17 protein-coding genes and 1 tRNA gene are annotated in these 17,819 nt (G+C 36.9%); 9 read left to right on the plus strand and 9 right to left on the minus strand.

All coding sequences use genetic code 11. The annotated features are described in order from the left end of the window. Positions 1–53 precede the first annotated feature (53 nt). The 5 genes from nuoL to EMTOL_RS22360 all read left to right on the plus strand — a co-directional run bounded on the left by nuoL (position 54) and on the right by EMTOL_RS22360 (position 5,956). Entirely contained in the window at positions 54–2,000 is a 1,947-nt protein-coding gene (nuoL, locus tag EMTOL_RS05720) for an NADH-quinone oxidoreductase subunit L (RefSeq protein WP_015028327.1), read from the plus strand. A gap of 79 nt (positions 2,001–2,079) precedes the next feature. Continuing rightward, positions 2,080–3,525, plus strand: coding sequence for a complex I subunit 4 family protein (locus EMTOL_RS05725; protein ID WP_015028328.1), 1,446 nt, complete (start codon positions 2,080–2,082; stop codon positions 3,523–3,525). Positions 3,526–3,683: 158 nt separating this feature from the next. Next, positions 3,684–5,087 carry an NADH-quinone oxidoreductase subunit N gene (locus EMTOL_RS05730; RefSeq protein WP_015028329.1) on the plus strand — a complete coding sequence of 468 codons (1,404 nt, stop codon included), beginning with the start codon at positions 3,684–3,686 and terminating at the stop codon, positions 5,085–5,087. Between the two features lie 10 nt (positions 5,088–5,097). After that, a complete protein-coding gene (locus EMTOL_RS05735) occupies positions 5,098–5,634 on the plus strand; it encodes a GtrA family protein (protein WP_015028330.1) in 537 nt (178 codons plus the stop codon). 145 nt (positions 5,635–5,779) lie between these two features. Continuing rightward, complete coding sequence (locus EMTOL_RS22360) at positions 5,780–5,956, plus strand: hypothetical protein (RefSeq protein ID WP_015028331.1); 177 nt, start codon at positions 5,780–5,782, stop codon at positions 5,954–5,956. A gap of 76 nt (positions 5,957–6,032) precedes the next feature. Here the strand turns inward: EMTOL_RS22360 and EMTOL_RS05745 are convergent, their stop codons facing one another. After that, positions 6,033–6,854, minus strand: a complete 822-nt coding sequence (locus EMTOL_RS05745) for an aminotransferase class IV (RefSeq protein ID WP_015028332.1) — start codon at positions 6,852–6,854, stop codon at positions 6,033–6,035. Between the two features lie 65 nt (positions 6,855–6,919). Next, positions 6,920–8,572: a M28 family peptidase gene (locus EMTOL_RS05750; RefSeq protein WP_015028333.1), complete on the minus strand. Its 1,653-nt coding sequence runs from the start codon at positions 8,570–8,572 to the stop codon at positions 6,920–6,922. Positions 8,573–8,681: 109 nt separating this feature from the next. Between EMTOL_RS05750 and EMTOL_RS05755 the strand changes: the two genes are divergently transcribed. After that, a complete protein-coding gene (locus EMTOL_RS05755) occupies positions 8,682–9,176 on the plus strand; it encodes a hypothetical protein (protein WP_015028334.1) in 495 nt (164 codons plus the stop codon). Positions 9,177–9,298: 122 nt separating this feature from the next. On the opposite strand, the gene EMTOL_RS05760 is transcribed toward EMTOL_RS05755, so the two are convergent. Genes EMTOL_RS05760 through ettA form a run of 3 tightly spaced genes read right to left on the minus strand, consistent with a single transcriptional unit; the run spans position 9,299 to position 11,458 of the window. Beyond that, on the minus strand, positions 9,299–9,568 hold the full coding sequence (locus EMTOL_RS05760) for a type II toxin-antitoxin system RelE family toxin (protein ID WP_015028335.1): 270 nt from the start codon (positions 9,566–9,568) through the stop codon (positions 9,299–9,301). A gap of 6 nt (positions 9,569–9,574) precedes the next feature. Then, complete coding sequence (locus EMTOL_RS05765; protein WP_015028336.1) at positions 9,575–9,772, minus strand: hypothetical protein; 198 nt, start codon at positions 9,770–9,772, stop codon at positions 9,575–9,577. A gap of 21 nt (positions 9,773–9,793) precedes the next feature. Beyond that, positions 9,794–11,458 (minus strand): energy-dependent translational throttle protein EttA, encoded by a 1,665-nt coding sequence (ettA, locus tag EMTOL_RS05770; RefSeq protein WP_015028337.1) that lies wholly within the window; start codon positions 11,456–11,458, stop codon positions 9,794–9,796. A gap of 214 nt (positions 11,459–11,672) precedes the next feature. Between ettA and EMTOL_RS05775 the strand changes: the two genes are divergently transcribed. From EMTOL_RS05775 to EMTOL_RS05785, 3 genes are all read left to right on the plus strand, one after another. Then, positions 11,673–12,944, plus strand: a complete 1,272-nt coding sequence (locus tag EMTOL_RS05775) for a DUF349 domain-containing protein (protein ID WP_015028338.1) — start codon at positions 11,673–11,675, stop codon at positions 12,942–12,944. Between the two features lie 75 nt (positions 12,945–13,019). Then, positions 13,020–13,090: transfer RNA gene (locus tag EMTOL_RS05780), tRNA-Gln, on the plus strand. A 149-nt stretch (positions 13,091–13,239) separates the two neighbouring features. Continuing rightward, on the plus strand, positions 13,240–15,006 hold the full coding sequence (locus EMTOL_RS05785; RefSeq protein WP_015028339.1) for an ABC transporter ATP-binding protein: 1,767 nt from the start codon (positions 13,240–13,242) through the stop codon (positions 15,004–15,006). 48 nt (positions 15,007–15,054) lie between these two features. On the opposite strand, the gene EMTOL_RS05790 is transcribed toward EMTOL_RS05785, so the two are convergent. The 4 genes from EMTOL_RS05790 to EMTOL_RS05805 form a co-directional block, all read right to left on the minus strand. Further along, positions 15,055–15,621, minus strand: a complete 567-nt coding sequence (locus EMTOL_RS05790; protein ID WP_015028340.1) for a precorrin-2 dehydrogenase/sirohydrochlorin ferrochelatase family protein — start codon at positions 15,619–15,621, stop codon at positions 15,055–15,057. Positions 15,622–15,666: 45 nt separating this feature from the next. After that, positions 15,667–16,152 (minus strand): free L-methionine (R)-S-oxide reductase MsrC, encoded by a 486-nt coding sequence (gene msrC / locus EMTOL_RS05795; RefSeq protein WP_015028341.1) that lies wholly within the window; start codon positions 16,150–16,152, stop codon positions 15,667–15,669. A 58-nt stretch (positions 16,153–16,210) separates the two neighbouring features. Further along, positions 16,211–16,711 carry a hypothetical protein gene (locus EMTOL_RS05800; protein WP_015028342.1) on the minus strand — a complete coding sequence of 167 codons (501 nt, stop codon included), beginning with the start codon at positions 16,709–16,711 and terminating at the stop codon, positions 16,211–16,213. A 162-nt stretch (positions 16,712–16,873) separates the two neighbouring features. After that, on the minus strand, positions 16,874–17,668 hold the full coding sequence (locus tag EMTOL_RS05805; RefSeq protein WP_015028343.1) for a (Fe-S)-binding protein: 795 nt from the start codon (positions 17,666–17,668) through the stop codon (positions 16,874–16,876). Positions 17,669–17,819 lie beyond the last annotated feature (151 nt).

Raw genomic sequence — 17,819 nt, forward strand, 5'->3', positions numbered from 1 at the left:
AATGAGGTTTCATTTTACTACAATCATTATTCATTAGAAATAATTTTTACGATATGTTATTAATAAAACTTATACCTTTATTTCCACTCATCGGTTTCCTAATCAATGGGCTTGGTTTCCGCAAAATATCTAAAGGTCTGGCAGGATGGCTTGGTACAGGAGCGGCACTTCTTTCATTCGTAGGTGCAGTTTCAGCTTATCAGGCATTTATGGCAGGCGGCGAACAGCCAATCATTGTAAATATTTTTGATTGGATTACTGTTGGTTCATTAAATATCAGTTTTTCTTTCCAAATCGACCAATTATCAATTTTAATGCTCTTCGTTGTGACGGGTGTGGGTACGCTCATTCACGTATATTCGATGGGCTATATGCACGATGACGAAGGATTTGGTAAATTCTTTGCCTTTTTAAACCTCTTCTTATTCTCGATGTTATTGCTCGTAATGGGTTCAAACTACATCGTCATGTTTATTGGTTGGGAAGGTGTAGGTCTTTGTTCGTACTTACTAATCGGTTTCTGGAATAAAAATTTCGAATACGGCAATGCTGCTCGCAAAGCCTTTATCATGAACCGTGTAGGTGACTTAGGATTTTTGATTGGTATTTTCTTGATTATCAACCAATTTGGTACAGTTGAATACCTACAAGTATTCGAAAAAGCGAAAGGTCTTTCAATAGGTAATGCCGCTATTATAGCCATTACAGCTTGCTTATTTATCGGTGCGACTGGTAAATCAGCTCAAATTCCACTTTATACTTGGTTACCAGATGCCATGGCGGGTCCGACTCCAGTTTCGGCCTTAATTCACGCTGCTACCATGGTTACGTCTGGTCTTTACATGATTGTTCGCTCAAATATTCTTTATACACTTGCTCCGGGTACACTCGAAGTAGTGGCATGGGTGGGTGCAGCAACAGCTCTTTTTGCCGCAACAATTGGTATTTTCCAAAACGATATCAAAAAAGTATTGGCTTACTCAACAGTGAGCCAGTTAGGTTATATGTTTATGGCGATGGGTGTTGCCGCTTACACTTCTGGTTTCTTCCACGTCGTAACACACGCTTTCTTCAAAGCTTTATTATTCTTAGGTGCTGGTAGCGTAATTCATGCCATGAGCGGCGAACAAGATATTCGCAAAATGGGTGGTCTTGGTGGAAAAATCAAGATTACAGCTATTACATTCCTAATCGGTACAATTGCTATCTCTGGTATTCCTCCATTTGCAGGTTTCTTCTCGAAAGATGAAATTTTAGCTCATGTTTACGAGCACAATAAAATCATGTGGGTATTAGCGGTTATTGGTTCAATGATGACTGCCTTCTATATGTTCCGTTTGTATTTCTTAACTTTCACTGGAAGTTTCAGAGGAACACACGAGCAAGAGCATCACGTACACGAATCACCATTTAGTATGACCCTCCCATTAATGGTTCTTGCTGTATTCTCGATAGTTGGCGGTTTTATGGGTATTCCTGAAATCTTCCATTTCCCACATGCACTTGCCGAGTTCATGAAACCTCTCTTTGCGGGCTCGTTAGCGGTGAATCCTGAGTTTGCAGGTGCTCCAATCGACCACTCTACGGAATGGATGTTGATGGGTATATCAGTGGCAGCAGCGGTAGTTTCTATTTTATTTGCTTATTCTAAGTTTGGTGGAAGCAAGAATGTTCCTGCTGAAGATTCAGCGATTGAAGGCTTCCAAAAGACAGTTTACAACAAGTATTATATTGATGAAGCGTACTGGGCAATTTTTGTAACACCAGTAAAACACTTATCTAATTTATTCGCTTATGTAGTTGAGCCAAAAGGCTTTGATGGCATTGTGAATGGCATCGGTAATTTAGTCGATTCTGTAAGTGGAAAGGTACGTAAGCTACAAGCGGGTGGAACAGGGTTCTATCTATTTGCGATGGTTATCGGCATTGCCGTTATCCTAACAATGAACCTTGGCTACCAAGTAGTAGAAACAATCAAAACATTTGTTGGAATCAAATAAAATTTAGGCCAGATTTACATCTGTTCTATTTCTATTCATAAAAATTACGGTTAAGTAATAATAATAAAATTAATTTCGAATGTTGGCACTAACACTCATACTTATACCCCTTATTGGTAGCCTCGTGCTATTATTACTGAAAGGAAGTAGCGTAAGTACATCTAAAAATACTGCACTCGTGGCATCATTGGCTACATTTGCAGTGGCCATCTATAGTTTCTTGACTTTCGATGCTCAATCATCAATTGGTGTAAAATATAGTTGGATGAAAGACCTCAATATCAATTTTCATATTGCTATTGATGGTATTAGTATCTTGATGGTTTTACTTACTGCCTTCTTGGTTCCAATAATTATCACCTCGACTTTCAAGCATACTTATAAAAATCACGCTTCTTTTTATGCCCTTATCTTATTAGCAGAAACTGCTTTGATGGGAGTATTCATGGCACGTGATATTTTCTTATTCTACTTCTTCTATGAAGCTGCCTTGATTCCAGTTTATTTCATTGCAGCTCTTTGGGGTGGACAAAATGCACCACGCATTACTTTTAAGATGTTTGTTTACACCATTTTTGGTAGTTTATTTATGTTGGTAGCTATTGTTTTCTTATATATCAAAGGAGCATCGGCCGACATCAATCAATTAGTTACAACTGCTAAATTACTTACACCTTCAACTCAAAATATGTTATTCTGGGCATTTTTCATTGCTTTTGCTATTAAAATGCCAGTGCTTCCATTTCATACTTGGCAGCCAGATGCTTATTCAGAATCTCCAACTCCAGCAACGATGCTTCTTTCGGGTCTTCTCTCTAAAATGGGGGTTTATGGCTTGATTCGTATCATGTTGCCTTTATCACCAGCTGGAGTAGCAAACTGGGGATTATACGGAATGATTCTTGCGGTTGTGGGTTTAATCTACGGTTCAATCATTGCAATTCAGCAAAACAATATCAAACGCCTCATTGCTTATTCTTCTTTTGCTCACATGGGTTTGATGGCCGCAGGTGTGCTTTCGGGCAATATCAATGGTATTCAGGGAGCTTTACTTCAAATGGTTGCTCACGGTGTAAACGCAGTTGGTTTATTTTTCATCGTAAAAGTCATTTACGACCGCACTGGAACACGTGATTTATCAGCATTGGGTGGTATTACACAAAAAACACCTGCATTAAGCATTTACTTCATGATTATTATGCTTGGTAGCGTGGCTCTTCCTTTAACAAATGGCTTTGTTGGTGAGTTCTTATTGTTGAAAGGTGTTTATGACAAAGATGCTTGTTTAGGAATCTTCGCTGGACTCACAATCATTTTAGGAGCTGTATATATGCTCCGTTTGATGCAACGCTCAATGTTTGGCGAAGCCAACGAAATTACAGCTAAATTTAAGGATGTTAGTGGTAGCGAAATTGCTGTTTTATTACCAATTGCAACAGTAGTAATCATCACTGGTCTTTTTCCGAATGTATTCTTAAAAGTAACTGAACCTGCTGTTAATTTACTTTTGCAAATGCTCAAGTAATTTATTGGCTTATAGACTAAGGTCGATAAACGATAGTTTTTGAATGAGAGAAGCAAATACTTTTATTCGAATTTTATCAAAAAATAAAAATATCATAAAACTTAATCCTCGCCATTTGGGCGGCAGCCGTAACGGGCTGGGAGTTTATCAAACGAATTATGTATCCAATACTCGTACTCTCTGTTACTGGACTTGTTACCTTGTTTTTAGGTTTCCTAAAATCAAAGAAAATACTTTTGCCAGCTTCATTGCTTTTTGTGGCAGTAGCATTTCTCTCAAATCTTATTGACTGGAATGCCCCAGGTTTGTACTTCTATGATATGCTTGAAGCAAGCAACCTTTCTATTTTATTTAGTTCAATCATTTTGCTTTCTGCATTTTTGATTATGGCTTTATCGAAAGGTTTTATTGATGATGAACACGCACAACCAGCTGAATACTTCGCTATTTTGCAGTTTTCTTTGGTTGGAGCAATTATGATGACCAATTTCGAAAACCTCATCATGTTGTTTGTTGGCGTAGAGATTCTATCAGTAGCAATGTATATTCTTACAGGTAGTGATAAACGTAATATCAGAGGCAACGAAGCCGCTTTGAAATACTTCTTGATGGGCTCATTTGCAACAGGCATCATGCTATTTGGAATGGCCATGCTTTATGGAGCAAATTACTCATTCAATATTTCAGATGCTCGTAATTTATTGCTTCAACCAGTTACTGACGTTCGTCCAGTATTTTTATATGTAGGTGTTACCTTCTTGTTAATTGGTTTGCTATTTAAAGTTTCAGCAGCCCCTTTCCACTTCTGGACTCCAGACGTTTACGAAGGTGCTCCAACTATCTTTACAACTTTCATGTCAACAGTTGTAAAAACGGCTGGTTTTGCAGCAATCTATCGTATTCTTGAAGAGTCATTCTCTCCGATGTATAGTTTCTGGTGGGTAATGATTGTTGTAATGGCACTTTTGAGCTTATTCATTAGTAACATTACGGCTGTGGCACAAAGTAGCTTTAAGCGTATGTTAGCTTTTTCAAGTATCTCTCACGCAGGATATATGTTATTAGCTTTGGTAGGTTTAAACAATAATTCAGGTGATTCAATCGTATTTTATTCATTAGCCTATGCTTTGGCAACAATCAGTGCATTTGGGGTATTGATGATTGTATCGCAAGACAACTTAGTTGATGGAAGACCAAATGAAAATATTACAGTCTTAAACGGTTTATCTAAGAAGAGTCCTTTCTTGGCAATTGTTTTGGCAATCTCAATGCTTTCATTAGCAGGTATTCCGCTTACGGCAGGTTTCTGGGGTAAATTCTACGTATTTGCCGATGCTGCTTCTCGTGGGCACGTTTGGGTACTTGTTGTGGCGATTATCATGTCGGCTGTTGGTATTTATTACTATTTCAAGCCAATCATTGCAGCTTATATGAAAGACGGTGAAGGGGAAAACATCCAACTATCCTCACTACATAAAATTATACTTGGACTAACAACCCTAGGGTCAGTTTTATTAGGTCTTTTCCCTGACTTAGTACGTGGATTGCTCTCCATCGCTTAATGGTTAAACTATGGAGCTCATCTTAACTCTTACTGGACTAAATTTATTTGTGAAATTACTTAACAAAATAAAGAATAAAGAACTAAGGTCATTTGTCTCTTTCTTCTTAACAGCTGTTTTAGGAGCTGGAACAAACTTTGTTTCCCAGATTCCATATAAGTCGTTATTTTTAACACTTGGGTATTTAGATAAACCTGCTTTTAACTTAAGTGTATTCGCAGGTTATTTAACAGCAACAATTGTTAGTTTTATTCCAGCGAAAGTATTTGCCTTTTCAGCTAAAGAATCGGGAAATTCAAAAAGAGAATCAATTAAGTATCTTATTATAGCAGCCGTTGCATTGGGGATTCAAGTAGGAATTTCATCACTTACGCTTGATTATATCGCTAATCCACTTTTTAGTTCTTCCTCTCTATTTTTAAGAGAAAAAGGCTCACACGTAGTAGGAATGGGCTTCAGTTTTTTTGCTAATTATTATGGCCATAAATTCCTAACATTCAGAAGTACAGGCGTTTATGAAAAAATTAAGGCACGTTCGCCTCGTTAAAATTGTACAAAAACAAGAAACTCTATTTTCTTAAAAGGAATTTAAGTTTTTTTTAAATATTTTTTAAGAAAACGCTTGCATAGTATCTTAAAATTATCTTAAATTTGCAATGCGTTTAAAACCTTAAAACACCGCAAATAAAGACATGAAAAAAGTAATCGCAATCTTATTCGTAGCATGTGTAGCTTCTTTAGCTGCTTGTACTTCTAAAACTGAGCAAGCTGCTGATTCAACTGTAGCTGCTGTTGATACTGCTGCTGCTGCTGTTGATACAACTGCTGCTGCTGACACTACAGCTGCTGCTGACACTACTAAGAAATAATTTTCTTACGAAAAGCATAAAAAAATCCTTGTTCTTACGAGCAAGGATTTTTTTATGGCCATTATTCAAAGATTTTCTACCAAGTCTTGAGATGATGGTTCATTTCTTCCAACAAAAACTTAGAAACACTTCTGTTCTCACTTCCAACCAGCTGGTTGTCAATTCTAGTTATTGGTAATACTTTTTTGGTTGTGCTGGTAGTAAAAACTTCATCTGCTTCGAGCACCTCTTGTAAAGCTACGCTACGTTCTTCAACCTTAAAATTTGCTTTAGCTAATTCAAGAATATAACGTCGGGTAATTCCACGTAAGATTTGGGTATCTGGTGTAGCTATGACATTATTTTTCACAATAAATACATTGCTTCTACTCAACTCGCTAATTTTTCCATCTTTATGAAATAAAACATCAGTAGCACCCGCTTCACGAATATCAGACTGCAATATCATTAGATGCTTATAATCAGTGCTTTTAATTTCTGGATAATCTCTTACATACTCATGTGAGATAACTTTCATACCTGCCTCATATTCTGATTCTTTAACAGGATGAATATCTTCACTAATGATGAGCAAATTCGGCTCAATCATTTTCATCGCATCAGGTGAATAGCCCCCTGTAAGTACGAAACGAATACCACAATCTTCGAGTCCACTTTTTTCAATTAAAGCCATAACTACCGAATAGGCTTTTTCTTTACTTATGGGGTTAGGTAACTTCATCAGTTTCGCCGAACGGTCAAAACGTTCCCAATACCAATCCCACTGAAAAGGACGTCCGTTATAAGTTCGGAAATAATCGAAAAGGCCATAGCCACGCAACAAACCTAAATCAGTAATATGAATGTTTGTATTTTCAACAGAATCAATCTTGTTGTTGAGATAACAATGATGTGCCATCAGCTAAATTGAATATAATAGTAATAAAATAAAAGTGGCACGATTTGAACCGTGCCACAGAAAAATCATTTTCGAGGTTCAAAGAAATCACCTTTGTTCCATGTTGGTCGAGCTTCTGTCTGAGCAACTAAATAACTCACCAAGAAATTCACTCTCGCATAAGTTTTACCTGCCGACCACACAAAGCCATTAGTAATTTCATCGGAAGGTTTATGATAATGTGTCTCACGCCATTTTTTTACGTTTTCAGCCAAATTTAATTTCGGATTACTGAATCTATAACCATACTTTATATGAAGAGCTGGAATACCTGCCTTTACAAAATTATATTGATCGCTACGCACAAAACGGCCTTCGCTTGGGTCTGGGTCTGGCTCCACTTCAAGTTTTGCAATACTTGCGGCATTATCTACTACTTTTTGTAAACTACTATGTTCAGCACCCAGTGGAGCAACCGACTCTAATGGAGCAAGCAAAGTAGGCATATCGGTATTGATATCGGCTACAATTTGACTCTTTTTAACAGTCGGATAAGCTGCAAAATACCCTGAACCTAAAAGCCCCATTTCCTCAGCTGTAACGAGTAAAAACAACAACGAACGCTTAGGTTTTAAAGAAGCAGGCAAAGTAGCGTAAGAGCGTGCGATTTCTAAAGCACAAGCCACGCCTGAAGCGTTATCGTGAGCACCATTATAAATAGAATCACCATTAATGGGTTTTCCTACGCCAAGGTGGTCGAGGTGTGCCGAGTGAATAACATATTCTTTCTTCAATTTAGCATCAGTTCCTTCGAGTTTAGCTACTACATTGTAGCTTGTAATATCTTGGTGTGTACTTTCATAATGACCCGAAATGGAACTTTTCAAGGGCATACTCACAAATTTTCCTTTTTCGAGTTGTTGCCAAGTGCTATCAAGCATATTATTTTCAGCACGCATGAGTTCCTGCAACGTAGGGACAGAAATACCGCCAGCAACCATTATTTTTCCGCCGAGAGCAGAGGCACAGCTTGTACGTTTACCATCTGCTGTAACCGAAGCAGAAATGCCATTCGCAACCATACCATTGGCTGCGGCTTTAAACTGTACCATACTGGTAGTATAATTACAAACCAATACACCAATCGCTCCATTTTTAGCAGCAAATTCTTGGAGCGTAGCAGGATATTGTAGGTGTAGTTTCACATTGGCAGGTAAATTATCTGGAACTCTTCGTAATATGACTACAATTTTACCTTTTACATTGAGTCCTTTATAATCTTCAATATTGATCTGAGGAGCATCAAAGCCAGATCCTACAAAAACTAACGGAGCTGTAAAATCAACACTTTTAAGCTCTGGATGTGGGTAAATAGATAAATCGTTACCTAATGTTAATTCTTTCTTTTCTCCATTTGGCAAAGTGAGTGTAAACTTTGCTGCTTCTTTCACCAACTTCGCTTTACGAAGTATTACTTTTTGCGTAAACCCTCCGTTTTCACCAGCAGGTTTCAAACCCATTGATTTATATTGTTCAATGGCATAATCTACCGCCATTTGGTAGCCTTCTTTACCCGGCAAACGGCCTTTGAGTTTATCATCTGATAAGTACGCTACGTGTGCTTTAATTTTATTGGTATCAATGTTTTCTAAATGTTTTAAGACTTGCTCAGAAACAATATTTTGGGCAAAACCCGAGAATGTTATACATAAACAAATAGTCAAGAAGATTTTTTTCATAGAATTTAGTTTGATGTTTTTTTTACCAAAAGTAAGGCTTCTTGATTAAAGCTACGCAACGCTTAAAGCATTTTTTACATCTACAGAGAAAACAAAATTCTGAAAAACTATGAAAAAGCATCTTTTAAGCATTTGTCTATTGCTGAGTATTCAAGCATCATTTGCCCAATCTTCTCTTAAGTCAAATACCGACTGGCTTGCTGGACAACTAAACAGACTGGTTACTGACGATTCGCACGGAAAAGAAAAAAACACCAAACCTGTATTTTCTTTTCTTAACGATAAGATGAATATGAATGTAAAAGCCAAAGAAGAAGGCTTTTCGATGAATTTTAATATTAGCTGGCATTTAAGAGATGTACGAAAAGTTAGCTACAAAAAACAGAAAGATGGGTTTTACGAATTGGTATTGGATGTACCAGCTGACCGTGTAAAAGTAGATTTAGGTTTTGGGAAGGATAATACGATTGGTGGCTCATTTAATGTCAATGATGATGACAAAAGAGATAGCCATACTTCATTTACACTCGAAACTAAAGATGAATTGGTGGTGAAAGAAATAGCCTACAGATTTGAAAATGCCGTTCGTGAGGCAAGAAGGTAGAAGAAGTAATAACTATTTATGAAAAATGCCATAGAAGTCGATTAATAAAAATCTTTTCTATGGCATTTATTATTCGAAAAGAACTTGAAACGTTTTTGTCAGTGTCTTCAGATAATAAAGTTTTAAGGGAAGAAACGATAAATTTCTTTCCGATGAGCCACCAAAATAAAAAGAACTGATTTATCTATCTGCAATTCAAAACCTACTCTATAATCTCCAAGCCAAACTCGATAATAAGTTTCGTAGCCTTGCATCTTTTTAATATTGGGTATATCTGTAAGGTTTTCACTATCCTCAAAATTATTAATAAGTTCAAGTAGTTTTTCTTTAACTTTCTTATCTCTTAACTTTTTAAGGCTTTTCAAAAATGCTTCATCAAATTGTACGACCATTGAAAATTACTTTTTGAGTTCAGCCAAAATTGATTCCTTCGACACAATTTTGCCAGTTTTGGATTGCGTCATCATTTTCCCGAGCAACAAATCTTCTGAAACCTCCTTATCAAGAACTTGAACTTTTTCACCCAATTTCTTTGCCAACTCTATCAATAATTTAGAAGTACTTTTTGATTGGGATTGAATGATAATCGTTTCCATAATTATACTATATTGTATGATTTACTGTAATTTTCTATATTTAATACGCTTCGGAGTAACATCAGTTCCTAAGCGTTTTCTACGATTCTCTTCATACTCAGAGAAGTTTCCTTCAAACCAATAAACCTGCGAGTCGCCTTCGAATGCCAAGATATGCGTAGCAATTCTATCTAAGAACCAACGGTCGTGAGAGATAACTACCGCACAACCCGCAAAGTTTTCCAAACCTTCTTCCAATGCACGAAGTGTATTCACATCTAAATCATTGGTAGGCTCATCTAAAAGCAATAAGTTTCCACCTTCTTTGAGCATCATTGCCAAGTGTACACGGTTTCGTTCACCTCCTGAAAGTGTTCCTACTTTTTTCTCTTGGTCAGAACCTTGGAAGTTGAATCTACTCACATAACCACGAGCATTTACTTGTTTATTGCCCAACATTACCCAATCATTTCCTCCTGAAATCAATTCATAAACCGATTTATTAGGGTCAAGTTGGTTATGCTCTTGATCAACGTATGAAAGTTTTACGGTCTCTCCTACTTCAAACTTACCTGCCAATGGTTGTAATTGACCTGTAATTAATTTAAATAAAGTTGTTTTACCTGCACCGTTTGGCCCGATAATGCCAACGATACCATTTTGGGGAAGGCTAAAGTTAAGGTCTTCGTACAATAATTTATCGCCAAAGCCCATTTTTACTCCAGTTGCTTCAATCACCTTATTTCCTAAACGTGGGCCAGGTGGAATAAAGAGCTCAAGTTTATCTTCTCTTTCTTTCACATCTTCGCTCACCATGCGGTCATAAGCAGCCAAACGAGCTTTTGATTTAGCCTGACGTGCTTTCGGAGCCATTTTCACCCACTCCAACTCACGTTGTAAAGTTTTCTGGCGTTTCGATTCTGATTTCTCTTCCTTTGCCAAACGATTTTGTTTCTGTTCTAACCATGAAGAATAATTACCTTTCCACGGAATACCCTCACCTCTATCCAATTCAAGAATCCAGCCAGCTACGTTATCTAAGAAATAACGGTCGTGGGTTACGGCAATAACCGTTCCTTTATATTGGCGTAAATGCTCTTCTAACCAAAGTACTGATTCAGCATCAAGGTGGTTGGTAGGCTCATCGAGCAATAAAACATCTGGTTGTTTCAATAATAATCGGCAAAGAGCTACACGACGCTTTTCTCCGCCTGAAAGGTTTTCAACCAAAGCATCTTCTGGCGGACAACGCAAAGCGTCCATCGCACGTTCTAAACGGGTATCGAGCTCCCATGCGTCAAGATTGTCAAGTTTTTCTTGAACTTCACCCTGACGAGCCAGAAGTTTATCAAAATCAGCATCTGGGTCGGCAAAAGCCTCATTAATTTCCTCAAACTCTTTCAATAAATCTACTACTTCTTGCACCCCCTCTTCAACAATTTGTCGAACCGTTTTAGTTGGGTCAAGTTTTGGTTCTTGCTCAAGCATACCAACAGTATAACCCGGAGAAAAAACTACATCTCCATTGATGTTTTTATCGATACCAGCAATCACTCTCAACAAAGTAGATTTACCAGCACCATTCAAACCCAAAACACCAATTTTTGCTCCGTAGAAGAATGAAAGATAAATATTTTTAAGAATTTGTCGATTAGGTGGAATGATTTTACTCACTCGTTCCATCGAAAAGATAATCTGTTCGCTCATAGTTAATAAAGAATCGAATTAGCGTTCGTGAAATGAATAATGTGTTAAATTTTCAATATTTTTTCCCTAAAAAAGTAGAATTCCTTTATTTTTCAGTAATTTTATATAATTTTTACGCAAATATCGGTAAAGCTATTTGTATTATACAAAAAAACTGCGAATTTTACCAAACAAACCACCATCCCTGACTCACAAGCCATGTGATTTTTTTATTATGAACGGCGTAACATTAGAAAACGAATATGCTTACATAAAAGACGGTAAGGTATTCTTGAAAGGGTATTTAGATATGCCCGACCGACAAATAGGAGAAGTAAAACGCACAGAAGAAGAGGCCTTCCAGTACTTCATTAACCGTTACCAAATTGCGGTAAATAAGGTTAATCAACTAGAAACTGAAATCGCCGAGGCTCAAAATAAGGGCTCTTTCTTGACAAAACTCACACAACTCCGTAAACGCTTGCTGAATTTCGACGGCATTGGCGATTTTATTCCATTGCTCAAAACTCTCGATGAGCAAGAAGAATATCTACGAGGATTGATTGTGGGTAACCAAGCGAATAATTTAGCAATCAAACAAGCTTTAATCGAGGAAGCTAAAGAAGCTAAAGAAGATGTCGATTGGACCATTGTAGCGGAAAAACTACAAGACATTAAAACGCGTTGGATTCGTACTGGGCCTGTAGATAAGCCTTACCAAGATGAAATCGAACTTACTTTTAAAGAAGTATTAGATGATTTCTATCAAAGAAGAAAGGCTTTCTATGAAGAGCAAAACCGTATCATTGCTGAACGTATGGAAAAATATGTTGAGCTTGTACGTGGTGCTGAACAACTCTTCAGAATGGGTAACTGGGAATTATCTTTCGCCGAACTTAAGCGTCTCCAAACAGAATGGCGTAATGTGGGCGATGTTCCACCAAAACGACTTAAGTTTGAATTCCGTAGATTCAAGAAACTCACTACTACATATTACGAAAAATATTGTGCAGCTAAGGGTATTCAAATCAAAGTTAAAGTTGATCCTCGTGTAGAAGCTCAGCAGAAAATGATGGAAGAAGCTGAAAGACTTGCTGACTCAAAAGATATTTTTGCAGCAACAGAGCGTGCGAAAGTAATGCTCAACGACTGGAAAAACATCAAGGTTCCTTCACACTTGGCGGTTAGAAACGTTGCAGAACGATTCAGAGCAGCTTGTGATAAGATTTTCGAATTGAGTTATTTGATGAAAGTAGTTACTCGTAAACTACCAAACTTCAACTACTTGAGCGAAAAACAACAAGTACTTACAAAATACCGTGAAATGGAGAGCATTGTGATTCGTGCTAGAGGCGAATTAAAGATTCTCATCGAAAGCCATGAGGGGGTTTCACAAGGACCTGATTTAGACAAAATTACGCAATCAAATATCCAAACTCAAAAGCGTAAGCTCTTGATGAAGGAAGTAATTTTAGAAGAATTACGTCGTGCTGCACAAGCAGTATAAAATTTTTAAAAAAAATATTTGGGAAAACTTGCGTTATTAAATTCGATGCATTAATTTTGCACCATAATTCAAGGATGACCCATGGTGTAATGGTAACACTACGGTTTTTGGTACCGTCTTTCTAGGTTCGAATCCTGGTGGGTCAACTACAAAATGTAAAGCAACTGTTTGATATTCAAACAGTTGCTTTTTTGTTTCTCAGCTTTTTAGTTTATCTAATGAATTTTTTATTCGCAGTGTTTGTTAGGCTTTAGTATGGAATAGCTGTTCTCTCGCATAAAAACTAAACTTTTACATGAAATTATTATTACAATATTTAGGCCGCTACCGCTGGCAGGTAGTGTTAGCACTTGTTTTGGCGGCAATCAATCAAAGTTTCTCTCTTCTTGACCCTCTCATCTTTGGGAAAATTGTAGATAAATATGGCGATAAAGCCAAAAACTTCACCCAAGCCGATTACGTAGAGGGAGTACTTACCATGCTCTTAGCCATTATTGGTGTAGCGATGGTCAGTCGAATAGCCAAAACTTTACAAGACTACGTAATGAATATGGTCATCCAGAAATTCGGAGCATCTATATTTACTGATGGCCTCAAACATACACTCAAACTACCTTACCAACAATTCGAAGATCAAAGAAGTGGCGAAACGCTTTCTGTTTTACAAAAGGTGCGTACTGATACCGAAAAATTCATTACACTTTTTGTCAATGTTGCTTTTACTTCATTCATCGGAATAATAGTATTGAATATTTATATCTATCATTTCAATATCAGTCAATGGTTATTTTTAGTCTATCTAGCCAGTGCAGGAGCTTTGGCAGCTTTAACTAGAGTTTTGAGTAGAAAAATAAAGGATATACAAAAAACAATTACCAAAGAAACCACCGCTCTAGCTGGAACGACGACAGAATCGCTCAGAAATATTGAGTTGATTAAAAGTTTAGGCCTTACAAACCAAGAAATCAAGCGTTTGAATCTCAATACCATGAAAATCTTACAACTCGAACTAAAGAAAGTTCGTAGTATTCGTAGTATTGGGTTTATTCAAGGAACATTTGTGAACTTCATTCGCCAAGCCATTCTTTTCTTGTTATTGATGCTCATTTTCAAAGACCAAATGACAGTTGGGCAATTGCTTACGCTACAATTCTGTTCGTTTTTTGTTTTTGGACCGATGCAAGAAATGGGAAATGTGATTATTGCTTTTCGTGAAGCAGAAGCATCATTAAATAATTTCGATAAACTACTTAAAAAACCAATTGAGGTAACACCTGAATTTCCGACAAAATTGGGTGCGGTTGAAAACCTACAATTTGAGAATGTAAGTTTCAAACACTTAACTGCTCAAGGAAAAGCATTAGATGAGGTAACTTTTGAAGTTAAAAAAGGAGAAACAGTGGCTTTTGTTGGCCCATCAGGTTCGGGTAAAACCACCTTAGTTAAACTTTTAGTGGGTCTTTATAATCCTTCAGAAGGAACAGTATTCTATAATGGACTACCTTCGAATGAAATTAATATCGAAGAATTACGCTCACAAATTGGCTTCGTGACTCAAGATACGCAATTGTTTTCGGGCACCATCAAAGAAAACCTATTGTTTGCTCAACCTAATGCTACTGACGAACAAATAATGGATGTTTTACAAAAAGCATCGTGCCAAAATCTCTTAGCCAGAGCTGATAATGGCGTTGATACTGTCATTGGAGAAGGAGGAATAAAGATTTCGGGTGGAGAAAAACAACGTTTATCCATTGCACGAGCACTGTTGAGAAATCCGAAGATTTTTGTTTTTGATGAAGCTACTTCGGCCTTAGATTCACTAACAGAAGAAGAAATTACAAATACTGTAAAAGATGTAACAGCCTTAGGCGAATACATTACGGTGATGATTGCACACCGCTTAAGTACTGTTATGCACGCCGATAAAATCTTTGTTTTGGAGCAAGGAAAAATCATTGAGGTAGGCAAGCACGAAGAGCTTTTGCAAGAAAAAGGCCTGTATTATGCCATGTGGCGTCAGCAAATTGGTGAACGCAAAAATAAGTTGGTTACAGCCTAAAAAATAGTAAGCGTGCCACATCGCAAAGATGTGGCACGCTTACTATTTCTATTCTTGCATAACTTTTGTTATCTCATTAAGCTTCTGTACTTTACTCTGAAAATCACCTTTGAGTTTATTTCTAATCGCTTGCAAATTATTCAAGGTTTCTTGTAAATTCTCAGGAATAATTTCTTCTAAAATTTCGCGGAAACGCTTGGCAAACGTGGGCGATTTTCCATTTGTGGAAATGGCAATTTTTAAATCTTCTTTCACAACAACCGAACTCAAATAAAAATCGCACAAATCGGGCGTATCGGCAATATTGACTAATATTTTTTTAGCTTTACAATCATCTCTTACTTGTCGATTTACTTCTTTGCTATCAGTTCCTGCCGTTACAATATTTACCCCCTCAAGATGAGAAATATGGTATTTTTCTTGAATCAACGTAAGGTTATGGTGCGAAACTAAAGCCTTTATTTCTTCACGAATTTCAGGAGCAACCAATGTAACTTTTGCTTTTGGTGAATTTCTGAAAATAGCTTCGAGCTTTTCTAAACCCACATTTCCTCCACCCACTACAAGCGTATGTAGTTCTTCAAGTTTTAGAAATACCGGAAATAATGTATTCATTATTATTAATAAATCATGTAAAATGGATAGTGAAAACAATTATGTTCAAATGGTATTTTCTAAAATTTTCACCAACTTTTCTAAACCTACTCTATCTACTTCTGAAAAATCGTTTAATTCATTACTATCAACATCTAAAACCATCGAAACATTGCCATTTTTATCAAAAACTGGCACTACGATTTCAGACTTTGAAGCCGAACTACAAGCAATATGGCCTGGAAACTCTTCAACATTGGGCACAATAACGGTTTCTTTGGTTCGATAACAATAACCACAAACACCTTTATCGAAATTAATACGTGTACAAGCAATTGGCCCCTGAAACGGCCCTAAAACTAGTTGATTTTCTTTTTTGAGATAAAATCCAACCCAAAAGAACCCAAAGGCTTCTCGAAGAGCCGCGGCAAAATTCGCCAAATTGGCAGTTAAATCAGTTTCGCCACTTATAAGTGCTTCTATTTGTGGAGTTATACTTTCATAAATTTCTTTACGAGAGGCATTTTCCGGAATATATAACGTTTCAGCCATAAAGTTTTAAACCTTAATTCATAATACAAAATGACAGATTATAAATCTGTCCTACATTTCAAACCACGGTATTTACAAAGAATCGTTTCAAAGTAGGAGCATCAATCGCTTTGATTTGCCACTTTGTTTTCAAATCTCCTAAAGTAGCCAAAGTATTGTTGTTAAAAATAATCGTTTCGGCTGAAATGAGTCCACCTTCTACCATTTTCTTTGCCTGAAAAACTGAAAAAGCTTTTATTTCATCACCTTCTAAATAAGCTTGCGAGCGGTCGAAGAAATCTATATTTAAAGCTTCGCCCAATTCTTTAAACCAACGAGTAGAAGCATCTATCGAACAACCACTGGCTGCATTCATATTTTGGTCAAGACCAATAATCACGAAACGATTGTATAATACTTTAGCTGATGCCAACAATGCAGCACCATGAGCCGCCCATTGATTAATAGCTGGTTTGAGATAATTCTCAATCGTATTTGCCTCATTGTCAGTCAACTGACGATTGGCTTGATATACCCATATGCGGGCATCTAGCGGAATTTTATCGAAATCTACGTACATAGCAATATGATTAAAAATTTGTGGCACACATAAGATAGTGTGCCACAATTAGTTTATAAACAATATTTTTATGAAAATAGTCTCCGATAAAGTTAGTTTTTGTAGAACAAGTTTTCAAATTATTTTTCATCTCAACAAACAAGTTAAAAACTTGTTCTACCTCTACATCGCTTGCTCTAACAATTCAGCTAGGTCATAGACTTTTACTTCATGCTCACGTTCTTTGTTTTTTACACCATCTGACATCATCACCATGCAAAAAGGGCAAGCCACCGCAATGGTTTTTGCTCCTGTTGAAAGTGCATCTTCAATTCGCTCAATATTTACATCTTTTGTACCTTTTTCTGGTTCTTTAAACATTTGTCCACCGCCAGCACCACAACAAAGTCCGTTGGTTTTGCAACGCTTCATTTCTACGAGTTCAGCATCTAAAGTTTCAAGTAACTGGCGTGGAGCCTCATAGATATCATTGGCACGACCTAAGTAGCATGAATCATGATAAGTAATTTTTTGTCCTTTAAAAGTTCCTCCGCCTTCAATTTTTACTCGACCGTCGTTGATTAGTTGCTGTAAATAGGTTGAATGGTGAATTACTTCATAGTTTCCACCTAATTCTGGGTATTCGTTCTTGAGAGTATTGAAACAATGCGGGCAAGCTGTTACGATTTTCTTTATACCATATCCATTTAACACCTGAATATTTTGTTGGGCAAGCATCTGAAAAGTAAATTCATTTCCTGCTCTACGTGCTGGGTCGCCTGTACAAGACTCTTCCGTACCCAAAACGGCAAAATTTACCCCTATTTTATTTAAAATCTTTACAAAAGAAATCGTAACTTTTTTATAGCGGTCATCGAACGAACCTGCACAACCCACCCAAAACAATACTTCGGGTTCTTGACCATTAGCTGCCATTTCTGCCATTGTTGGCACTTTATATTCGATAGTTTCTGACATGATTTGGTATTGGAAAATTAGTTATTGGTTGACTAGCATTTGATTTATCAAAAATAGTATGCGTGCATAATATTTGCAAGCGTGTAGCCGAAAATTATTTAAGCCTATTTAATGTTATGTTATTTATACGGTACTTTTTCTGAAGCAATGA

It is taken from the genome of Emticicia oligotrophica DSM 17448, assembly GCF_000263195.1.
Taxonomy (GTDB): Bacteria; Bacteroidota; Bacteroidia; order Cytophagales; family Spirosomataceae; genus Emticicia; species Emticicia oligotrophica.

Bases quoted from the DNA above. Each gene is read 5' to 3' on its own strand.
- EMTOL_RS05725 (WP_015028328.1), top strand. From the start codon at position 2,080: ATGTTGGCACTAACACTCATACTTATACCCCTTATTGGTAGCCTCGTG.
- EMTOL_RS05790 (WP_015028340.1), bottom strand. From the start codon at position 15,621: ATGAATACATTATTTCCGGTATTTCTAAAACTTGAAGAACTACATACG.
- EMTOL_RS05765 (WP_015028336.1), bottom strand. From the start codon at position 9,772: ATGGAAACGATTATCATTCAATCCCAATCAAAAAGTACTTCTAAATTA.
- EMTOL_RS05775 (WP_015028338.1), top strand. From the start codon at position 11,673: ATGAACGGCGTAACATTAGAAAACGAATATGCTTACATAAAAGACGGT.
- EMTOL_RS05745 (WP_015028332.1), bottom strand. From the start codon at position 6,854: ATGGCACATCATTGTTATCTCAACAACAAGATTGATTCTGTTGAAAAT.
- msrC (WP_015028341.1), bottom strand. From the start codon at position 16,152: ATGGCTGAAACGTTATATATTCCGGAAAATGCCTCTCGTAAAGAAATT.
- EMTOL_RS05805 (WP_015028343.1), bottom strand. From the start codon at position 17,668: ATGTCAGAAACTATCGAATATAAAGTGCCAACAATGGCAGAAATGGCA.
- EMTOL_RS05750 (WP_015028333.1), bottom strand. From the start codon at position 8,572: ATGAAAAAAATCTTCTTGACTATTTGTTTATGTATAACATTCTCGGGT.
- nuoL (WP_015028327.1), top strand. From the start codon at position 54: ATGTTATTAATAAAACTTATACCTTTATTTCCACTCATCGGTTTCCTA.
- EMTOL_RS05735 (WP_015028330.1), top strand. From the start codon at position 5,098: ATGGAGCTCATCTTAACTCTTACTGGACTAAATTTATTTGTGAAATTA.
- EMTOL_RS05800 (WP_015028342.1), bottom strand. From the start codon at position 16,711: ATGTACGTAGATTTCGATAAAATTCCGCTAGATGCCCGCATATGGGTA.
- EMTOL_RS05730 (WP_015028329.1), top strand. From the start codon at position 3,684: ATGTATCCAATACTCGTACTCTCTGTTACTGGACTTGTTACCTTGTTT.
- ettA (WP_015028337.1), bottom strand. From the start codon at position 11,458: ATGAGCGAACAGATTATCTTTTCGATGGAACGAGTGAGTAAAATCATT.
- EMTOL_RS05785 (WP_015028339.1), top strand. From the start codon at position 13,240: ATGAAATTATTATTACAATATTTAGGCCGCTACCGCTGGCAGGTAGTG.
- EMTOL_RS22360 (WP_015028331.1), top strand. From the start codon at position 5,780: ATGAAAAAAGTAATCGCAATCTTATTCGTAGCATGTGTAGCTTCTTTA.
- EMTOL_RS05755 (WP_015028334.1), top strand. From the start codon at position 8,682: ATGAAAAAGCATCTTTTAAGCATTTGTCTATTGCTGAGTATTCAAGCA.
- EMTOL_RS05760 (WP_015028335.1), bottom strand. From the start codon at position 9,568: ATGGTCGTACAATTTGATGAAGCATTTTTGAAAAGCCTTAAAAAGTTA.